At 38.8% G+C, this 20,337-nt stretch carries 20 protein-coding genes and 4 pseudogenes; 10 read left to right on the forward strand and 14 right to left on the reverse strand.

Annotation, left to right across the window (positions count from 1 at the left end; genetic code table 11):
• The first annotated feature begins 44 nt into the window (after positions 1-44).
• Positions 45-1,082: a polysaccharide lyase family 1 protein gene (locus AC07VD_RS13580; RefSeq protein WP_124058209.1), complete on the forward strand. Its 1,038-nt coding sequence runs from the start codon at positions 45-47 to the stop codon at positions 1,080-1,082.
• Between the two features lie 256 nt (positions 1,083-1,338).
• Positions 1,339-2,022, forward strand: coding sequence for an SOS response-associated peptidase (locus AC07VD_RS13585; protein WP_038829978.1), 684 nt, complete (start codon positions 1,339-1,341; stop codon positions 2,020-2,022).
• A 336-nt stretch (positions 2,023-2,358) separates the two neighbouring features.
• Here the strand turns inward: AC07VD_RS13585 and AC07VD_RS13590 are convergent, their stop codons facing one another.
• The 8 genes and pseudogenes from AC07VD_RS13590 to AC07VD_RS13625 form a co-directional block, all read right to left on the reverse strand.
• Complete coding sequence (locus AC07VD_RS13590; RefSeq protein WP_024571746.1) at positions 2,359-2,664, reverse strand: hypothetical protein; 306 nt, start codon at positions 2,662-2,664, stop codon at positions 2,359-2,361.
• 215 nt (positions 2,665-2,879) lie between these two features.
• A complete protein-coding gene (gene oxdD / locus AC07VD_RS13595) occupies positions 2,880-4,058 on the reverse strand; it encodes an oxalate decarboxylase (RefSeq protein ID WP_124058210.1) in 1,179 nt (392 codons plus the stop codon).
• Between the two features lie 122 nt (positions 4,059-4,180).
• On the reverse strand, positions 4,181-4,663 hold the full coding sequence (locus AC07VD_RS13600) for a DUF4944 domain-containing protein (protein WP_031315569.1): 483 nt from the start codon (positions 4,661-4,663) through the stop codon (positions 4,181-4,183).
• A gap of 24 nt (positions 4,664-4,687) precedes the next feature.
• Positions 4,688-4,843, reverse strand: a complete 156-nt coding sequence (locus AC07VD_RS13605) for a hypothetical protein (RefSeq protein ID WP_124058212.1) — start codon at positions 4,841-4,843, stop codon at positions 4,688-4,690.
• Between the two features lie 40 nt (positions 4,844-4,883).
• A pseudogene (locus tag AC07VD_RS13610) lies at positions 4,884-5,045 on the reverse strand (YoaP domain-containing protein); the annotation flags it as partial.
• Positions 5,040-5,272, reverse strand: a pseudogene (locus tag AC07VD_RS13615) (hypothetical protein); the annotation flags it as partial. The pseudogenes AC07VD_RS13610 and AC07VD_RS13615, both read right to left, overlap by 6 nt.
• 104 nt (positions 5,273-5,376) lie before the next feature.
• Entirely contained in the window at positions 5,377-5,874 is a 498-nt protein-coding gene (locus AC07VD_RS13620; protein WP_129092452.1) for a YozF family protein, read from the reverse strand.
• 100 nt (positions 5,875-5,974) lie between these two features.
• Positions 5,975-6,886, reverse strand: a complete 912-nt coding sequence (locus AC07VD_RS13625; protein ID WP_015714063.1) for a VanW family protein — start codon at positions 6,884-6,886, stop codon at positions 5,975-5,977.
• Positions 6,887-7,232: 346 nt separating this feature from the next.
• Here AC07VD_RS13625 and AC07VD_RS13630 point away from each other — a divergent pair, with 346 nt between their 5' ends.
• The 3 genes and pseudogenes from AC07VD_RS13630 (at position 7,233) to AC07VD_RS13640 (ending at position 8,881) form a co-directional block, all read left to right on the forward strand.
• On the forward strand, positions 7,233-7,715 hold the full coding sequence (locus AC07VD_RS13630; protein WP_129092453.1) for a DUF2975 domain-containing protein: 483 nt from the start codon (positions 7,233-7,235) through the stop codon (positions 7,713-7,715).
• A 9-nt stretch (positions 7,716-7,724) separates the two neighbouring features.
• Positions 7,725-7,981: pseudogene (locus tag AC07VD_RS13635) on the forward strand (helix-turn-helix domain-containing protein).
• A 105-nt stretch (positions 7,982-8,086) separates the two neighbouring features.
• The gene (locus AC07VD_RS13640) at positions 8,087-8,881 is read left to right on the forward strand and encodes a DUF817 domain-containing protein (RefSeq protein WP_217018438.1); all 795 of its coding nucleotides are present in this window, start codon (positions 8,087-8,089) and stop codon (positions 8,879-8,881) included.
• Positions 8,882-8,989: 108 nt separating this feature from the next.
• Here AC07VD_RS13640 and AC07VD_RS13645 read toward each other — a convergent pair whose 3' ends face one another.
• Positions 8,990-9,862: a LysR family transcriptional regulator gene (locus AC07VD_RS13645; protein WP_021481419.1), complete on the reverse strand. Its 873-nt coding sequence runs from the start codon at positions 9,860-9,862 to the stop codon at positions 8,990-8,992.
• A gap of 100 nt (positions 9,863-9,962) precedes the next feature.
• Between AC07VD_RS13645 and AC07VD_RS13650 the strand changes: the two genes are divergently transcribed.
• The gene (locus tag AC07VD_RS13650) at positions 9,963-10,841 is read left to right on the forward strand and encodes a DMT family transporter (protein ID WP_024571435.1); all 879 of its coding nucleotides are present in this window, start codon (positions 9,963-9,965) and stop codon (positions 10,839-10,841) included.
• 173 nt (positions 10,842-11,014) lie between these two features.
• On the opposite strand, the gene AC07VD_RS13655 is transcribed toward AC07VD_RS13650, so the two are convergent.
• Complete coding sequence (locus tag AC07VD_RS13655; protein ID WP_160831969.1) at positions 11,015-11,446, reverse strand: hypothetical protein; 432 nt, start codon at positions 11,444-11,446, stop codon at positions 11,015-11,017.
• Between the two features lie 262 nt (positions 11,447-11,708).
• Positions 11,709-12,341, reverse strand: a complete 633-nt coding sequence (locus AC07VD_RS13660) for a type 1 glutamine amidotransferase family protein (RefSeq protein WP_217018436.1) — start codon at positions 12,339-12,341, stop codon at positions 11,709-11,711.
• A gap of 262 nt (positions 12,342-12,603) precedes the next feature.
• On the opposite strand from AC07VD_RS13660, the gene bla reads away from it, so the two are divergent.
• Entirely contained in the window at positions 12,604-13,524 is a 921-nt protein-coding gene (bla, locus tag AC07VD_RS13665; RefSeq protein ID WP_217018431.1) for a class A beta-lactamase, read from the forward strand.
• Positions 13,525-14,011: 487 nt separating this feature from the next.
• On the opposite strand, the gene AC07VD_RS13670 is transcribed toward bla, so the two are convergent.
• Positions 14,012-14,362: a DUF3221 domain-containing protein gene (locus AC07VD_RS13670; protein ID WP_217018430.1), complete on the reverse strand. Its 351-nt coding sequence runs from the start codon at positions 14,360-14,362 to the stop codon at positions 14,012-14,014.
• A 216-nt stretch (positions 14,363-14,578) separates the two neighbouring features.
• Between AC07VD_RS13670 and AC07VD_RS13675 the strand changes: the two genes are divergently transcribed.
• Entirely contained in the window at positions 14,579-14,758 is a 180-nt protein-coding gene (locus AC07VD_RS13675; RefSeq protein ID WP_254149944.1) for a hypothetical protein, read from the forward strand.
• A 393-nt stretch (positions 14,759-15,151) separates the two neighbouring features.
• A complete protein-coding gene (locus tag AC07VD_RS13680; RefSeq protein WP_128737933.1) occupies positions 15,152-15,415 on the forward strand; it encodes a hypothetical protein in 264 nt (87 codons plus the stop codon).
• Between the two features lie 374 nt (positions 15,416-15,789).
• On the opposite strand, the gene ppsA is transcribed toward AC07VD_RS13680, so the two are convergent.
• Together ppsA and AC07VD_RS13690 are read right to left on the reverse strand one after the other, a co-directional pair.
• Positions 15,790-18,390, reverse strand: a complete 2,601-nt coding sequence (gene ppsA, locus AC07VD_RS13685; protein ID WP_128737934.1) for a phosphoenolpyruvate synthase — start codon at positions 18,388-18,390, stop codon at positions 15,790-15,792.
• 670 nt (positions 18,391-19,060) lie between these two features.
• Complete coding sequence (locus tag AC07VD_RS13690) at positions 19,061-19,702, reverse strand: endo-1,4-beta-xylanase XynA (RefSeq protein WP_003231377.1); 642 nt, start codon at positions 19,700-19,702, stop codon at positions 19,061-19,063.
• 294 nt (positions 19,703-19,996) lie between these two features.
• Between AC07VD_RS13690 and AC07VD_RS13695 the strand changes: the two are divergent.
• A pseudogene (locus tag AC07VD_RS13695) lies at positions 19,997-20,173 on the forward strand (ATP-dependent DNA ligase); the annotation flags it as partial.
• Between the last annotated feature and the right edge of the window lie 164 nt (positions 20,174-20,337).

Below are 20,337 nucleotides of genomic sequence, written 5' to 3' on the forward strand. Positions count from 1 at the left end.
ATCCCCGCAAGGAAATGATTAAAATTGAAAGGAAGCATATTGTGATGAAACGACTTTGTTTATGGTTCACCGTCTTTAGTTTGTTTTTGGTTCTCTTGCCTGGAAAAGCATTAGGTGCAGCCGATTTTCCGAATACCTCAACAAATGGCCTTTTAGGTTTTGCCGGAAATGCCAAAAATGAAAAAGGCATTTCTAAAACGGGCACAACGGGTGGAAAAAACGGGCAGATTGTTTACATTCAAAGCGTAAATGATTTAAAAACCCATCTAGGAGGATCCACTCCGAAAATTTTAGTGCTTCAAAATGATCTTTCCGCATCTGCGAAAACAACAGTTACCATTGGATCAAATAAAACACTCGTGGGCTCTTACGCGAAAAAAACGCTGAAAAATATTTATTTAACAACTTCATCAGCTTCTGGAAATGTCATTTTTCAAAATTTAACGTTTGAACACAGTCCGCAGATTAACGGAAATAATGATATCCAGCTTTATTTAGATTCCGGTATGAACTATTGGATTGATCACATCACATTCTCAGGTCATAGCTATAGTGCAAGCGGAAGCGATTTGGACAAACTCGTGTATATCGGAAAATCCGCAGATTATATCACGATCAGCAACTCAAAATTTGCGAATCATAAATACGGTTTGATTTTAGGATACCCGGATGATTCTCAGCATCAATATGACGGCTACCCTCACATGACAATCGCCAATAATTATTTTGAGAACTTGTATGTTAGAGGCCCAGGTCTGATGAGATACGGTTACTTTCATGTTAAAAACAATTACAGCAATAATTTTAACCAGGCGATTACAATTGCTACAAAAGCAAAAATATATTCCGAATATAATTACTTTGGGAAAGGCAGTGAAAAAGGCGGCATCCTTGACGACAAGGGCACTGGTTATTTCAAAGACATAGGCAGCTATCCATCACTCAACAAGCAAACCTCTCCGCTGACTTCTTGGAATCCCGGGTCAAACTACAGCTATCGTGTCCAAACGCCGGAATATACAAAAGAATTTGTCACGAAATATGCCGGATCACAAAGTACAACTCTGGTATTTGGCTACTGATATAAAAGAGGCCCTGCGTTAAAAACGCTGTGCCTCTTTTTATACTTATAGGCTATTTTTAAGCGATCCTTGTAACTCCATCAAGATCCAGCGTCGGTCCAACCAAAAAGCGTATGTTTTTTCCACAATAACTTCTTAAATGGCTTTCTTATTATACCAGTTTATCGCAAGTGAAAAGAAATCATTGTTCTGAACCTGTATTAAATGAACGTTCGTCCCACACACTATTCAAAAACCCCTAAAAAGGATGATGGATATGTGCGGCAGGTTTACTTTGTACTCTGCATTTGATGATATTATTGACCAGTTTGACATCGATCAATTTTTTCCTAAAGGTGAATACCAGCCAAGCTATAATGTCGCACCATCACAAAACATCCTTGCAATCATCAATGATGGATCAAATAATCGCTTAGGCAAGCTTAGATGGGGACTTATTCCACCTTGGGCAAAAGATGAAAAGATCGGTTATAAAATGATCAATGCTCGAGCCGAAACAATTACCGAGAAACCGGCCTTTCGAAGACCGCTTGTCAGCAAACGCTGCATCATACCAGCAGACAGTTTTTATGAATGGAAACGGCTTGATTCCAAAACCAAAATCCCAATGCGGATCAAATTGAAATCATCTGCTCTTTTTGCGTTTGCTGGCTTATATGAAAAGTGGAGCACACATCAAGGAGATCCTCTTTATACCTGCACCATCATAACAACTGAGCCTAATGAGTTCATGAAAGATATACACGACCGAATGCCGGTTATATTGGCCCATGATCATGAAAAGGAGTGGCTTAACCCCAAAAATACAAGCCCTGATTATCTGCAAAGTTTGCTGCTGCCTTATGATGCTGATGACATGGAAGCATACCAGGTTTCATCATTAGTAAATTCACCCAAAAATAATTCAGCTGAGCTTCTTGATGCAGAAAATCATATGTAGTGATTGAAATTCTCTAGCAAGAACTTGTCAAATAGCTTTGTTCCTTAGGTGCCAATCCCTCTAGTAATTATGAATATTTAGTACATAGATCAATTAGTTATTTTTAGCATCAGTTTGAAATAATTTTATTATGTAAACTTAAATAAGCAATGTTATCCCTTTCATATAAAATAGTTTACATTTTTATAAAATCGCTTCACTTTTCTATTTTGTCAGCAAAAAAACTGAACCACATTAAACTTATGAAACCTGCCGCACCTGTGATTGCAAATATGATATAAGCCCATAGAGGTAAATCCATACACTTTCCCTCCTAAGAATTAAATGAAATTTCTTTCATCTTACATGAAGGTCTTCTTTCTTTTGTTTATCCAGTGTAATACTTAATAATATGTTGATGAATGCAGCTGGAAAATATATAAATCCCACTCCAAGAATGCCTAGTATCGTACTTAAACTTACTATGTAATTCTTTGTCATCGTTTGACTGTCAATCAATAATAGAAGTGAAATCAATCCAGCTAAAACACCTATAAACCAAGCATCGCCAACAGCATAAGAATCATCCAGCATCCCTAACCATCGCCCCAATATAGAGCTCCCAATGGCAGTCAAACTGGATAAAAATATGAGTGCTTTCATTTCTTGTCCTCCTTTAAAGCCAATCAAACTGGTAGAAATCGGCCATTGAATTTCCATTAGCGGGTGGTTATCATTTCCACATTAACATTTTAAAGCTCATTACAATACGATTCAAGCAGAAAAACCCTACATAACGTATATATAGGGATTTGATAAAACACAGGCCAACACCCAGCTCTAGTTACTTTAAGACCACTGTATGATCGGTTCAGTCTTTACGTACCGGGATATTTCACAACAGGCACTTTCTTCTTACGCAGAGAATCAAGCATGACTGATCCAGCATTCAAGTTGCTTTGCACTAATTCTTTAGGCGTCAATGCCATCCACTGATTGAGTGACACATCTGCATAGCGGTCACTTTTGAACATTTCTAAAAACCATAATGTTTCTGTACCAGTGTTTTGTATATAGTGTCCAGCATTAGAAGGCACGTATCCAACGTCGCCTGCTCTATAATCAAATGTGCGGGCAGTCCCATTTCCGATAAATACCGTCATTCGTCCCTGTCCTGTTAGATAATATTGCCACTCATCGCTATTGGGATGCCAATGAAGCTCTCTCATCGCGCCAGGCTCAATCTGAACAAGTGCAGCGGCTATCGTTTTTGAAATTGGGAAGTTAGAAGAATCCACAATTCGTACACTCCCCCCTGGCATTTGAATTGGGGGTTGATTTAACAACTCGTGTTTAAAGGTCATGGGGACTTTTCCATATGGTGACTGAATGTCTTCACTGGCGACTGATCCCGGCACATTCCCTTGGTAGATATAGACTTGCTCAGACGGAAGAGAGTTGAAAGCATTCTCCGGGACACCGAAATTTGCAGACAGAACGTCTTTTGGTGTGTGTGCAAGCCAATCTGAAATGGTTAACGTTGAAAACTCAGAAAAGTTTCCATCATCGAATACGAGCAGAAACTCGCAGTGTTCCAATCCCTGTATGGAATGCGGAATTCCTGCTGGGAAGTACCAAAGGTCGCCGGGACCAACATCAGCAATGAAATTTCGTCCGTCTTGGTCAACAGCGGTGATACGTGCCCGTCCCAAAAGCATATAAGCCCACTCCGCTTGCTTATGCCAATGAAGCTCACGGACGCCTCCCGCAGTTAAGCTCATGTTTACACCTGCAATCGCAGTCGAAATCGGAAGCTGTCTTACGGTGATTTCTCTTGACCAGCCGCCGTGATCTAATTTCATGGGAGCATCAGAGAATGAAAATCTCAAGTTAGGAATCATACCCTCATCTGTAACAGGCGGAACAAGTATATTCGGATTTTGAATATCCCGCATTATATTTCGCGGGCCTGCATCAATAGCTCCAGCTCCATCACTTCGAATAGGCTGTGGCACGTTTCTGTCTTCATGATTGATTGGTTGTTGTTCCAACAGCATGCACCTCGTTTTAGAAATGAACAAGATTTTATTTCAGCCTATGCAGAATCTTAGATTGCTGTGCCTAGGAATCCGCAAATAAAAAAGTGACCACCAATGTGATCACAAATACAGCGAATAAGCTATTTTTTATACCATGGCTTCTTATGTAATTTGATTTCTTCTGTCTGTTTTTTCTGGCCTGTCTTCCACTCCACTTTCACTAATACATCATGTCCTATCACTTCATCTTCAGGCATATAATCAAAGGTGGCGATATGGTCCTCCATGCGTCCCCCACCTGGCATTTCATCACCTGTGTATTCTGACAAATCATAATTTTCCCTGTCATCATACATTTTACCATCTATGTATAAGGTGATTTTTTCTATGACAGTCCTCTTTTCGTCCTTCTTACTCCCCTGCCAATACAGATTTAGAAAATAATTGGGTCCAATTGAAGTTTTTCCTGATTTTTCAAGGTTAGACATCCACAGTCCGCTTTTCCCGCTGCCCTCATATTTCACTTTGTTTCCTGACACCATTACAAATAATGTAATGATGCAGATGATCAAGAATCCAGCAATGATCAATAGCCATTTCTTAATATTGTTCTTTTTTCTCATGTTTTTCCCCACTTTCCTAACTCGTTAGTAGGAAAATATGATCAAAATGTTACTGAAAAGAAAATAAAAAAGAGCTAATGATCTAACAGATGGCTGTCTAAACTTTTGACTTAAATTAAAGCGCTCTCTAAAGACAAGATTAAAACTTTTAATAGCTCTTAAATGCATTTTTTGTTTCATTGAGTCAATAACCTTAAAATGGGCTTTTTATTTTTAAAAATCAAGCTAACAAGAGTTTATTAAGTAACTTTTCAAATTTATTTACACTCATGATCTCATGAGTCACAAATCTCCCATCAAAAAAAACGCTAAAAGTTGTCCAAATAGCTGGTGACTTTTGTGCCTCTTCTTTCGATGATAACTGAATTGACTGAAATTGAACCCTGAAAATTTTGAAATTAGAGTTTTTTAATAATGAACGGACTGCACTTGTTTAGGTTTCACTGTCATTATCAGTAAAATATTAAGCCGAAATGCGCAGTCAGTCACAAAGTCTCTATCCGTATTCAATAAAGACTTTGTGATCATCGACAAACATTTCACTCCCATCGGATAATGTATCCAAAAGGCCTCCTCTGGTTCTTCTCTATAGTCATAAATCACAGTCACTTTGACATTTGATTCAGCTATGATTGGTTTCCCAACAATTATTTTCGTTTTTTCCTCAGGCAAAGTAAGAGATCGAATCATCAAAGCCATTCCATCTTTACTGTCTAATTAACGCCATCTTCAGTGAATTTAAAGGTCTGTTTTAAATTGCGTCCTTCTTGCCCCTTCTGTGTCCAAATAATCACAACCTCTAATTCAGAGGCCTTATCTGCCAGCATAAAATGATTGAACTTCAGCGGTGAGCCATCATTTAAACTTTCAGCTAACATTTTAGAATCTTCTTTTGGTTTGTCACAATTTTCATCGAGGCATCCAAAAAGTGAAAATCTTGTGATTGAATGAGGATCATTTCTATACAATTGCACATCCACTGTAGCTGCTTTTTCCCCTATATTTTTGACTTCCAAGGAATATACTTGATATTCTCCTTTTTGAGGTCTCGCAAATTCCTTTACATTTTTTGCTTCACTTACTTTTACTGACCACTGTTCTGTTTTTTGTGTAATAGGCAACACCGTAAAAGTCAGGGCATGCGCTTTTGATTGGCAAAACGTAAATCCAACTGCTGTAAAAACAATTACAGAAAATAATACCCTTTTCACTTCATTTATCCCTCCTTCCTTTCACTGGCCGCTCCTTAAAGAATTGATTTTGAGCAATCTACAAGCTCTCTTAACCAAAACCTTACCTGAGGTTTTGTCTTTACTGCTCTGCATTTATTTCTTTCGGTATCCGAGATGGAGCTTTGGGGATTTTTCTCAATTTGCTGTTTATCACATCAGAAGAGTATAGCGTAATAATCATACTTCCCCCATACCTTTTTGCCCGAATTAAGATTGGTTGGTTATATTGGTTTTGAAAGCGAAAGTCAGGACCTCCCCAGCTTACCGTCGCATCCCGTCCGGGCGGTACATATGGTACACTTCTAGTATGAGAATAGCGCTGAACGATCTGCAGTCCTGCACGATCAACTGCATTAAATAGAGTTGAGGACACCTGACAAATTCCTCCTCCTACACCTTCAGACAACTCCCCTTTTACAATAATGGGTGCACTTTTATATCCTTTGTTCCGAGTTCTCATTCCCACAACTTGGTTAAACGAAAACGTCTCATTAGGGAAAACAACGTGATTGTCGATTGCTTTTGCAGAAAGAGAAATATTGTGTGAACGGCTTTTATTGCTTGAGTTAAAATACGTCACGTACTGACCAAGCTGCTGCGTACTGATGTGAGCTAGCAGCTCGCTGTCAACTTTCGGATAAATGTTCATTTCCGGCACTTCTATCTTGGAGGGACCTTGGCCATAAAAATACGCATAAAACTTTTCCATAAACGCCTGTTGATACAGTTTGTAGCCAACCCTGCCCGGGACGATGCTTCCATGATCGTTAAGGACAGCATTTATCGGCTCACGGTACACTTTCTGATCAAGCTGTTTGATGAATTTACTGTATTTTTCATAGTCAACCATTGGAGTGCCGGGAAGAGGCATTGTAAAGTCTTCACGGTTAACAGTGGCAATCGTCCGTCCTTGCTGTGTGACCGTTAAACTGTCCTGCGGCTCACTCGGCTGAGCCAATAAAAAAAGACCAGTGATCAAAATTTGTATCATAAGTCGGTTTACCTCCCGATCATTAGTATGAACAGCCGCTTATCCTTTGATGTATTTCTTCCCATCGTTTGTTTGAATCTTTAGACGTTGATAAAAGCCTTCATAAAAGAGCTTAGCTTTATGTTCACACCGATCCCTAAGTTCACTGAGGCACACGGTTCATTCAGTCGGCAAAGTTTAAAATAGTTGAGCATCTCCAGTGATGAGGGATGCTTTTTTGTCTTGTCAAAAATGAAAAGGTCCTCCTATAACAACAACAAATCAATCCATTTCAATATTTTTTTATTGAGAAACGATAATTTTTTTGTTACATTCAATTAGACAACAAATAAATGAGGTGCTTGTTATGAATCGAATGTCGACAATTTTTTTAAAGATAGCTTTGGTTCTTATTGGAATTCCAATTCTTGCTTTATGCATTTTTTTAGTGCCTAAGATAGCCAACTATTCAGCGGATATATTTCCAAATATCGCTTATATAAAATATCTCGTTTTCATCTATTTGTATGTAACGGCGATACCTTTTTACTTTGCTCTTTATCAAGCGTTCAAACTTTTAAGCTATATTGACAAAAACAAAGCTTTCTCGGGTTTGTCTGTAAGAGCTTTGAAGAATGTAAAATACTGCGCAGTCACTATCAGTATCTTTTACGCAGCAGGCATGCCTGTCTTTTATCTGATGGCCGAGATAGACGACGCCCCGGGTATCATTGTGATCGGATTGGTTATTATTTTTGCTTCAATGGTGATTGCGGTCTTTGCTGCTGTTCTTCAAAAACTGTTAAAAGAAGCGATAGATATAAAATCAGAAAATGACTTAACGGTCTGAGGTGATGACATGGCGATTATTATCAATATTGATGTGATGCTTGCTAAGAGGAAAATGAGCGTAACAGAGCTTTCAGAGAGAGTTGGCATCACCATGGCTAATCTTTCGATATTAAAAAACGGAAAAGCAAAGGCTATTCGATTATCAACTTTAGAAGCGATTTGCAAGGCTTTAGAATGTCAGCCCGGGGATATATTGGAATACCGAAGTGATGAAGACACACAGGATTCGTAAAGAAAAAATATGTAGGATCAACAGAAAAATAAAGTGATTGGCGGTGAGCTTATGGACATAAACTTATATCCATCTAGCTGCTATACTAAGCGTCCCTTTCATACACGAAGAACACAACTATGGAGGAGGCATACATCATGAGAGCCATAAAACAAATCGTTCATTTTGGCTGGGAACAAGCCCTTTCATGTTTGTTTCCTGCCGTTATTTTTGCCTCTTTGGCTATTACGCAAATCATCCCACTACCGTTCTTGCCGCGGTATGACTGGCTGCTCATTATCTGCGTTCTCATGCAATTGTGGATGGTGCGTTCCGGTCTTGAAACACGGGATGAATTAAAAGTGATCACATTATTCCACCTTATTGGGCTTGCTCTGGAACTTTTTAAAGTCCATATGGGCTCCTGGTCTTATCCAGAAGAAGGATACTCCAAAATATTTGGAGTACCTTTGTATAGCGGCTTTATGTACGCAAGTGTAGCCAGTTATTTGTGCCAGGCATGGAGAAGGCTTAAGGTTGAACTGGTTAAGTGGCCGCCTTTTTTTGCAGTTATTCCGCTTGCCGCAGCGATTTATTTGAATTTTTTCACCCACCATTTTTCTATAGACATTCGATGGTGGTTATCTGGGCTTGTCATCATTGTCTTTTGGCAAACATGGGTTACATACGAGGTGAATGGAGCTCGTTACCGTATGCCGCTCGCACTTTCTTTTGTACTCATCGGATTTTTTATATGGATAGCGGAAAATATCGCTACGTTTTTTGGAGCTTGGAAATATCCAAACCAAATCGATACATGGAGTCTCGTACACCTTGGAAAGGTAAGTTCATGGCTCTTGCTAGTGATTGTTAGCTTTCTTATAGTAGCATCATTAAAACAAGTTAAGGAGCAGAATCCCACAAAGGCAGAGATTGGTGAATCTTTTTCTTAGCATTCAAGTCCCAAATAGAGTGAAAAGCAACGTTCAAATGGTTGCTTTTTTCTACTCTGCCGCTGAGTATTCATCTTCTTCAAATTTCATCGCACCACGATAACTGATTCAGATTACAACTGCTTTCAACACCTTGACAAACTCATGCGCCGCCGGCGTTATCTCTTCAAATGAATGTACGATGACGCCAATATCGCGTGTGACCCTAGGAAAGATGTCCTTTTTAATCAATTGATGCGGGACGGATGAAAGTGTAAAGTTTGAAATGATGCCGATACCCAAGTTATTTTTGACCATATTAATCAAGGTTTCGGCATTTTGCACAGTTAAGTTTTCCTTTAATTCGATGTTGTATTGCGAAAATGCGTTTGACATCGCGATTTCATGACCGCCTTTACAAAAAATTAGGTCATCTTGATATGTTTCAAGGTCGACATGCTTTTCAAGTTTTAATTCGTCACGCTGCGGCGGGATGACGGCCACCATATAGTCGTTACACAATAGCTGATTTTCAAACGGTTCAAATGGAGATGCTGCGATCCCGATATCAACCGTCCGATCCTCAACCCATCCTTTTATTTGGTCAGAGGTTCCTTCGATCAATTCTATGCGGATCAGCGGGTAGTTTGATCTGAATGCCGCAATCGCCTGTGGCATAATATTTGTTGAAACTGCAGGAAATGAACCAATTTTCACCTTCCCGTTTAACAGCTTGTTTTCCCGGTTGGCTACTTGATATATTTTGCTTTCAATTCCCTTCATTTGCCTCGCCAGCAACAATATTTCTTTTCCGATGTCAGTCAGCATTAAACCATGATGTTTATCCCTGATCAATAATTTGAGCTGCAGTGAGCTCTCCAGGTTTTTTATCGCTTTACTTACCGCCGGCTGAGAGATGAACAATTCTTTTGCCGCTTCTGTAATATTCAATTTCTCCCCGACTTTTACAAATATGTGAAGATGATTCATGTTCATAACCATTTGGTTATACCCCCAATAATAAAAATGTATTTCAGTTATACATAAATGTAACATATGATAGAAACCAGCACGATATTTAAACAAGAAAGGCGGCTTCATTATGGTAAAAGTTATGCTGGGAATCATATCTGTCACACTTATTTGGGGTTATACTTGGGTTGCGATGAAAGTAGGAATTCATGACATCCCCCCGCTTTTATTTTCGGGTTTGCGCCTGTTCATCGGAGCGGTTCCTTTATTTCTCATTCTCTTCATCCAAAGAAAAAAGCTTTCAATTAAAAAAGAACATCTCAAAAGCTATATCATCATGAGCCTCTTGATGGGGCTGGGCTATATGGGGATCTTGACGTATGGAATGCAGTTTGTCGATTCAGGGAAAACCTCTGTTTTGGTATATACAATGCCTATATTTGTTACGGTGATCAGCCATTTTACATTAAACGAGAAAATGAATGTGTATAAAACGATGGGACTGGTCTGCGGCCTCTTCGGACTGTTATTTATATTTGGAAAGGAAATGCTCAATATCGATAAAAGCGCTTTATTTGGGGAGCTGTGCGTCCTTGCGGCAGCGCTTAGCTGGGGAATCGCGAATGTGTTCAGCAAGCTACAATTCAAGCATATCAATATTATTCACATGAATGCCTGGCACCTTATGATGGGAGCCGTCATGTTATTGGTGTTTTCCTTTATATTTGAGCCGGTCCCTTCAGCCGAGTGGACATATCAAGCGGTGTGGTCATTGCTGTTTAATGGCTTGCTTTCCACCGGCTTTACCTTTGTCGTATGGTTTTGGGTGCTCAATCAAATCGAAGCGTCAAAAGCATCCATGGCATTAATGTTTGTTCCCGTATTAGCCCTATTCTTTGGATGGCTGCAATTGCACGAACAGATCACCATCAACATTATCCTCGGCGCACTGCTGATATGCTGCGGGATTTTTATGAATACATTTACATTTTCACGACGGAAAGTGTGAATGATATACATTTCCCCTGTCATTTGGGCTTCATGTGACAGGAGACGACTATTATGAGAAAGTCTTCTAGAATCCTGACGACAGCCTATTAAACAATGAAAAAAGCTAGTGTCTGCATGTGAGACATTAGCTTGGCTGGCGTTTAGGCCGGTGAGAATCTAGATTCTTTTTTATTACCATTCTGGCTGATCAAACTGAAAACCGTATAGACCTTTTACTTTAACATCTCCGCAATCTGGATCTTTTGTCAAAATCAAATAATGAGTCTTATAAGGCATCGTCTCAACTCGATCAGTTGCACTCAAATCAAAATGATCCCCTGAGAAGTTTTTTTCACTAACGGTTATTTCATATCCTGACAAAGTCATTCGCATGATTCTTGTGTTAATTGTACATCCTTCAGTATCGAAAATGGTGAATCTGTACCCAAAGTGAGATGTCCAATGGTTTGAATTTAGGTCATCAGACTTCATAAACCATTTTTCATTTTCTGTCATTGTAAAACTCACTTTCTCCTCATCTTTCACGATAACGGCCGAAACTTCCCCTACATGGATAGTGAAAGCCAAAAGAAATGTAAAAGCTAACATCAACATCTTTTTCAAAAGAGTTCCTCCCGATATCTTTTACTTCAATATATTGGAAGGGCCTGTTCTGATCAAGACAGTCTTCTCCAAATGAATCTTTAGCACCATGAAAAGAGCCTTAATAAGAACAGTTTTAACCCAAATCAAACTCTATTCGAAATAAGGCTTACCAATCTATATTCTTTTTAAAGTTTCTGCATTTCTTTATATAGCTCCTAGACACATATAAAAAATGCTCCCATAAGTTCAGGAGCACTACAAAAAACTGCTAAAGTGTTTTCTATCGATTTATTGTATTCATTAGCTCAAAGAAGTATTCAGGCTTTTGAGTCTTATTTAGCTTATACCATGAACGCAATGTATCTGGTGCAAATACATCTAATTTTTTCAATACTTCTACCGCAAATTCCAGAGGAGCAATTCCTGATGCAGTAACCAAATTTTCATCAGATACTGCAGGCCCGTTTTCATATAGTGTTTCTCCTTTGTAATTAGGGCAGACCATTTTCATATACTCTAGGTCATTGCTTGTGTGCTTTCTCGAATTTAAGTATCCTTCATTCGCGAGGCCCAAGGTTGCACCACAAATCGCAGCAATAGTCGTGCCAAGCTTTAAAGCGTCGCCAACTTTTTTCAAGATCGGCTGATGAATATCTTCTCCCCAAGTGTTTCCTCCGGGTAAAATGATAAGATCTTGACTCTCAAGAGTACACTCATCAAGAGAAATATCTGGTTTTATGCTTAATCCTCCCAACGTAGTTATCATTTCTTTATTAGCCCCTACTGTAACTACTTTTAAAGATGCTGCATCCTGTTTAAAATATCTCCCTGAGTTTAGTTCAGCAATTAAATATCCATATTCCCAGTCTGACATTGTGTGAAATACGTAGAGATAAACTTTTCTCGTTTGCATCCAATAACACTCCAATCACAATTGATAAAGCCTTCTAATAGATGACCTCGCTGACAGCCATTTTCAGCTTTTTTGTTGTTTCATATGTAATCGCCTATTCTTTATAATACCATGTAGGTGGGCAATTGCCCTTGTTCTCCCAACTTATTAAAAATATAAGATAAATTGATTCTATGTTTACTAGCGCAAAGGGGTTTGTTACACTAACTGTCATGGGAAACATTTCAAAGGTAATACAAAATCATTTGAATGAGGAGGCCTGATGAAGTTGAAAAATAAAGCGTCAATAAAATTCGGAATATGTGTTGGGCTTTTATGTTTAAGCATTACTGGTTTCACACCTTTTTACAGTTCAACACATGCCGAAGCAAAATCCATAGAAGACACAAACATGGCAAGCTGTATAACGAATAAAAAATTTGTTCAACTTGAGAAAAAATTTGATGCCAGGCTTGGTGTTTATGCCATTGATACAGGTTCAAACAAGACAATCGCCTATCGGCCGAATGAGCGATTTGCTTACGCATCAACCTATAAAGTTCTAGCCGCAGCTGCTGTCCTGAAGAAAAACTCAATTGAAAAACTTAATGAAGTCATCCACTACAGCAAGGACGATCTTGTTACATATTCTCCAATCACAGAGAAACACCTAGATACAGGCATGAGCCTAAAAGAAATCTCGGAAGCGGCTATCCGTTACAGCGATAATACCGCTGGGAACATCTTGCTGCAACAGCTTGGCGGCCCTAAAGGTTTTGAAAAGTCACTGAAACAGATTGGGGATCATGTAACGAAAGCTAAACGATTCGAGACGGATCTAAACTCTGCGATTCCTGGTGATATTCGTGACACAAGCACCGCAAAAACACTGGCAACCGATCTTAAAGCTTTCACTTTAGATAACACGCTCACGACTGACAAACGCACGATCTTAACCGATTGGATGCGAGGCAATGCTACTGGTGACGAACTGATTCGGGCAGGCGCTCCAATAGAATGGGAAGTTGGCGATAAATCCGGAGCCGGAAGTTACGGGACACGAAACGACATTGCTATCGTTTGGCCGCCTAACAGAGCTCCTATTGTTTTGGCAATTCTGTCAAACCGCTTTACGAAAGATGCTAATTATGATAATGCTCTTATCGCTGAGGCTGCAAAAGTCGTCCTTAACGATCTCAAATAATATGTTTAGCCTTTTGCCACAAAGGAAAAGACATTACTTTTTTAACCCCTACCGTTCATTTTTTGATGAACGGTTCTTTCATAGGACCTCTAGAATCATATATTTAAACACCACAAAATTAAACGTTATTATAATTAACGGCAAGTTTTCATTTTATGGAACAAGTAAAGTTTGACCTGACAAGAATTAAGATTAAGCACCCTAAAATCCGTTTTCTTTCCTTCCAAGAATATACTCCTTAGTACAAGCCATTATAAAGAAGTGAACATACAATGCAGACAACTCCCTTAAGTCTCTTATTCTGTGACCAATTTGTAATACTCATGAATATCCGGACTCACTTCCAATATTTCGTCTCGAAGACACTAACATATCAAACCACTTGAATTAACATAACTGAACTTGATATTGGTCACTGGCAGTTTCAATGCAATAGAACAACATTTGTTGACTCAGAGGTTATCTATATGAGAATTCAACAATTTTTTTATAATAATTCATATTTTTGTATCGTTGCACTTGGTGGATTTGACTCTTTTAATGTATGGAACCACACTTTTATTTTTTCACCTCTTTTGAGACCATCTGTGTTATCAATCTCACTTAATCCTACAATTACTATGTTATTTTTAAACTTGTTCATAAGTTGTCCTTCAGAAAGATCGTAATCTTCTTTTACTGGAGCTTTTGTATCGGTAATGAGAATTGCCCTTTCATTGTCTTTAAGCACGACATAGCCTACTAGGCTCTGCATCTTTGTTTCTTCTCCGTGTTGTTCATTTTTGCAGCCTGCAAGGAAAATAATGAGCACTATCAAGCTTACTCCGATTTTAGGCAACTTTCTCCCTCCCGTCATGTTAAACAATCTCACTCCATAACTACATATCAATAAACTGTAGTGTAAATCTATCCAGAAACTTCTTCATTTTCTCATATTGAATCTTTTACAAGCTGTTAATACACAGACTAAATCGGGTAAAAATTCGTAGAGGTGATTTCTTTGAATGATGATCATTAAGTAACTCATTACTCTTCATTTATTTTTTCAACAATCATGGTATTGGCGGTCGCCATCTTTCCACAATACACTTCTTGGTTTGTAACAGTTTTCTTCTTGGGTTTTGCACTTATCTATACATTCCAAAAACATCAAACAAGTTCTTCAAAAGCAATATCTTATATTTCGTATTTTTTATTCATTGTTTCATTGACTTACACTTTAGTTAATATGTAATAGTAATCCTCCCTTTGTGGGAGGATTTTTTGTTTAAGCTTATTTCTAGGCTGCTTTTGGGCCACCTCTATCTATAATGATAAAACTATCTGAACCATTTTTTTCTTCCGATCTTTGTCTTCGTAAATAGCAACATTTTGGCGTGTCATTAATGTAATACCGGCCATTTTAAACTCTTTTTGATCTTTAAAATAAACAACAGGGACATTCACCAAACGGATCTACTTCTTTTTGTTCTTTCTCAAATGTTTGTATGTGGTTGTCTTCGAACCATACCCTTACTCTTATTCCGCTAAAATCGAGATTTTTACTTTTTATGATCCATTATTCACTTCTAAAAAACTTCCAATTACAACATAATATATGTATAAATTGTAAATGGAGTTGATATAATTGAAGATTAGGAAAATCTTATTGAGTTCTGCTTTATCCTTTGGCATGCTCATATCCGCGGTTCCCGCATTGGCTGCTGGCACTACGTCTGAGGTTGCAGTAAAAAGTGATGAATATGATTATGACACTATATACCGCATTAGTCCTCTGCCAATGGACTTCCAGCCAACAATAGAATACAACGGTTATACTTATACGCTTACACGTCATTATTTTGATTACTCAATCGGGTTTTACACGGCTATTTATACAAAAGTTGTTTAAACTTATAAAGGAGCTTTTTAGCTCCTTTTTCTCTTGTTTTAAGCAAGGTATTTCTTCTATGTCGTCCCCTATCAAATACAATATCAACATTCTCCAGTTCTCTTTGACACGAACAAAATCTAAAGTTTGGTTTTAAATGCTGGTAATAAAAAATTCATTTTAAAGAAGTGCCGCCCGCAAAATACGGCTTTTGCACACTACGCCAATTTTATATAGAAAAGCCAGACCTCCTCCAAGAGGTTCCAGCTTTTCTTAATGTGCTATCGATCTTCGTTAGTTCAACGGAACTTTATCATTCGGTACAATTGCAGCCTCCCAACTTCTAGTTAGGGCTGATGGCGGAATATCTGATGGCTCTCTACACACATCAGACATTATAAGATTTCAATGTAGCCTTCTGTCCCATGAACGCGAATTCGTTGCCCATCTTTTATCAGCTTGGCAGCATTTTCAACGCCAACAACTGCAGGTAAGCCATATTCACGGGCTATAACAGCTCCATGGGTCATCAGCCCCCCAACTTCGGTGACCAGGCCTTTTATGGATACAAACAATGGTGTCCAGCTTGGATCGGTAAAGGAGGTAACTAATATATCTCCATCTTCTAAATCAGCATCTTCCATGTTTAAAATGACACGCGCTCGCCCCTCTATAACTCCGGAGGAAACAGGTAGACCTACAATCGCTCCGGCTGGGAGATTTTCTCGTTTATACTCACCTGTAACGATTTCACCATCAGACGTGATAACACGTGGTGGAGATAGTTTTTCATATAATGTGTACTCGTCTTTTCGTGTACTGATGATTTGATAATCCAGTTTATGTGTGCGCACGACTTCGTGAAGTTCTTCAAAAGTGAGATAGTATATATCTTCTTTTTCATGAATAACGCCCGCTTCTATGAGTTGTTCGGCTTCTTTCAGTAAAGCCTGCTTATAAACGAAGTATCGATTAATCATGCCATATTTTGGATATTCCCTAAACCCGCTGAAATTCCGGATGATATCTATCATTCGTTTTGTTTCTTTGGCTTTTTGTTCACCATCCGGTAATTGCTTCAATCGATCTAATAACTCTTGCTCTTTCTTCAAAGCCTCCTGTCGCCCTTGCTCAAATTTCCGATGGCTGGCATTAGGCCCACTGTTATTGATGTTATTAAGAATCATTGGGATAAGTGTAGTTGGTTTTTCGCTCCATCGAGTTCTTGTAATATCAATTTCTCCGGTACATCGCATTCCGTATTTGCTGAGATAATCATAGATCGCGTCTCGGGTTTTGCTTCCGCCATCAAACTTAGCTAGTTCATCCAAAAAGTTATCATCTTTTACATGTTGTAAGTAATCAATTACCTCTGGATAAGGACGAATCACATCTGCGACGTCTAATAGCGCAAGACCCATTTCTGAAGTAATATTATGGGGTACAGATTGAGAAAGCGTATCTGCTGCGTTTTTTTCACCTAACCACTCGTTCATTTTTTCGTTAATCCATAATGAAGCATTCATAGCAGTTCGAATTAGAACCGAACTTTTTGGGTTAAATAAAATCTTCTTTAATTCCTGGATATCTTCTAGAATAAAACGAAATAAATCTGATCCTGATTTCGTTTGGATGTTTTGTTTTAACTCTTCTATCGATGTTTGACTGCTCTTAATCAAATCAGACACGATTGTCGGATCGTTTTCAACTTGAGCCGGCATATCTGCATTGCCTCTGCTGGGATTTGGTGCTGTTTTATCATTTGGTATCGACTTTATGAAATCTCGTCGCTTTATTATGGTCATAAGTGCGTCTTTTAAGAGCTGATCGTGCTGCCCCATGCCTTTTAAGAAAACTTCTCTGCTGTCAGGGGATGCCAGATGATGTGTGACATCAACAAATAGCCTTCCACCGGCTTTACGCATGGGTGCAGCAGTCGTCAACAGAAAAAAAGACAATCCCAGTGGTTTTATGGGATCCGTCATCATTTGTTGATGACCAACAGAAATATAGACGTGATTTTCTTGGTCACTCGCTTCAGGGATGGGGAATAAAGTAGTGATTGGACGACTCTGTACAATATAAAAAGTATCGCGGGCCAAACACCATTCGATATCTTGCGGCTGGCCGAAATGAGCTTCGATCTGTCTTCCAATGCGTGCCAGCTGTAAAATTTGTTCATCAGTCAGTGTTTGAGCCTTTTGCTGATCAGAATCGATCTGCTGTGTTTCTGTTCCGCCTTCTTTTCGTCCGTAGATAGCCATTTTTTTAGTTGCTATTCTCTTATCGATGATTTGCCCATCCTGTACTTTATAACAATCGGCAGATACCAAGCCAGAAACCAGTGCTTCACCAAGTCCAAAACCGGCATCGATGGATAACACCTTTCGGTTGGAGGTAATCGGATCAGCGGTAAATAAAATCCCCGAAGCCTGAGGGAAAACCATCCTTTGAACGATAACGGATAAATAGACTTGGCTGTGGTCAAATCCATTTTGCATACGGTAAATAACCGCGCGATCCGTAAATAGGGACGCCCAGCATTTACTGATATGCTGCAAGATTGCATCGACGCCGATTATATTTAAATAGGTGTCTTGTTGACCGGCAAAAGAAGCATGTGGTAAATCTTCAGCAGTTGCACTAGAACGCACGGCATAGGCATGTTCCTCGCCGAACTGGGAGAGATAGTGAGCCACTGCTTTCACAACATCGGAAGGAATGTCTACTTCCATAATGATTTGCCGAATCTTCCGGCTGATGTTACCAATCTGATCTCGGTCCTCAACTTTTAGCATCGCCAACTGATCCAACAACACTTGTAACGTTTCGTTTTGTTCGATGGCTTTTTGATATCCTACTGTTGTGACACAAAATCCTTCTGGTACTTGTATACCTTGAATTTTCGATAATTCCCCTAAATGTAACCCTTTTCCTCCAACGAGCGAAAGCTGTGTTTTTTCAATTTCATGTAAACCGAGAACCAAAGAACTCATTCTACATCTCCCCTTCAAAAAATAAATATTGACAAGAGCTTCCCAGCAGGATATAATTAAATTATAAGATGGGTATCTATAACTTTTTAACCAGAAAGCGCACGTAGTGTGATTATATCACCGTGTCTGTTTTTGTGCAATATAAAAAGAACCTGGGCAATTTCACCAGGTTCTTTTCTTAATTTCCGTAACTAGTCACATTAAAAAACTTGGTTCGAGCTGATTCAATCCTCTTAGGAAATCCTAAAGTTGGGTTCTTTTTGGAACTAACCTGCTTTATTCGTAGGTCCCCATTTATAAATTAGACTTTTTGTTTTTAACAGTCCCACCTTTAACTAGTATAAAGTTATGAGGATCTGGTTAACTACCAGATATTTTTATTTTGAAAAAGGCTTATGTTTGATAAAGAAGGGTTATGTAAAGGTATCTGTTGTGAGCAAGCGCTGACTACAAAAAATTGATAGCATTCTCATTTAAATACCATTCTATTAACCTATAGGAAAAGTTTTAAAACCAGATGGAGAATACCCTACCTCCAGCAATTCCAAGGCCGTTCACCTAGTAGAAAACAACCTTTAACCATTACTAACGATTTTAATAATCATTGATTATAAAACTTCTCAAGGAACGATCAGCAGCCCGTTAGCTACCCCTGATTAAGGATGATCTGCTACCACACTGTTACGTTAGAACTTCCACTACTTTGATATCCTTCTGTCGCCATGACTTGGTAAGCCCAATTACTGCCCAGATTCATTCCATGGCTCTTCCATGCGTTAACATGATTGCTGAAAGTGATTGTAGCGTTGCTTCCGGTTGGTCTCTTCGACTGGCGAACACTCCAGTACTGCGTAAAAGTAGTGCGATCGCCATCAATGGAAGGTGCGTTATAACGTGTAGTTGTATATATGTCATATGTACCCCCATCACTTTTTACAGTACCCTTATACGTTCCAGTAGGTCTATAAGTACCCCATGAATCCACTACATAATATTCTATGAGCGGTGATCTCGTCCAACCATATAAAGTTAAATATCCATTGCCATTCGGTGCCCAAACTCCGGCATTATAGTTTATCGTCCTAAATGGCGAACCTGTAGTCCAACCTTTACCAACAACAAAATTTCCGGTATTAGACCAATTAACACTGTAATTCCCGCCAGACCCATTGACAGCGTTTACTATACCGCCCCCATCAGTCCAATTTTGCCAGTAGTCTGTGCTAGCTGCAGAGGCGGTTGCCGAAAACAAGCTAATACTCATTAAAGCTGCCGATAATCCAACTAAGAAATTCTTTTTAAACTTAAACATATGTTACCTCCTATAATATTTTTTTCCGACTTTGAGGTAGCACTCGTATATATTTAAAACATTCTTAATTACTAACGCCAAAGCTTTTGATCGTCCTCTTCAGTATAATAACACGAATTCACGAGCGAATATTAAAAGTATTTGTAATTTAATTACAAATACCTAGAAACACATTATAAGTGGTCTTCTTCCACCATATCCTGATCCTTTTTTCGCAGGATCACAATTCTTGTTTCTAATTCAGATGGAGTAATATCTGTAATGAATTCCCGTGCGAACATAAAGGTGATATACATTAGAGATTGTGAAATTATTGTAGCTGACCCAGGTGGTGCTCTTGACTTTGAAGCTGTAGTGCAACGTTTCATGTCCAAAAAATCAGCTTATAAGATTGTCGAAGTTATCTATAAAGACGGTCAGTCAATAGCCTCTAAGCCGCTCACTGTGAGTAAGACAGTTTTGAAATCACTATAGTTATAGAATTACTCACGATTAATTTAGAAAAAATAAGACTAGTTTTATTACGTTTTCAATCATTAATAAAGTAATCCTTGCATTCCTTTGCCCGCCATGCTTTATTGAGATAGCGATGAGCTGAATTGTGTATGCCGATTACATGCCCTTTGCGGCACACA

The organism is Bacillus sp. GW821-FHT01G09, from assembly GCF_059422205.1.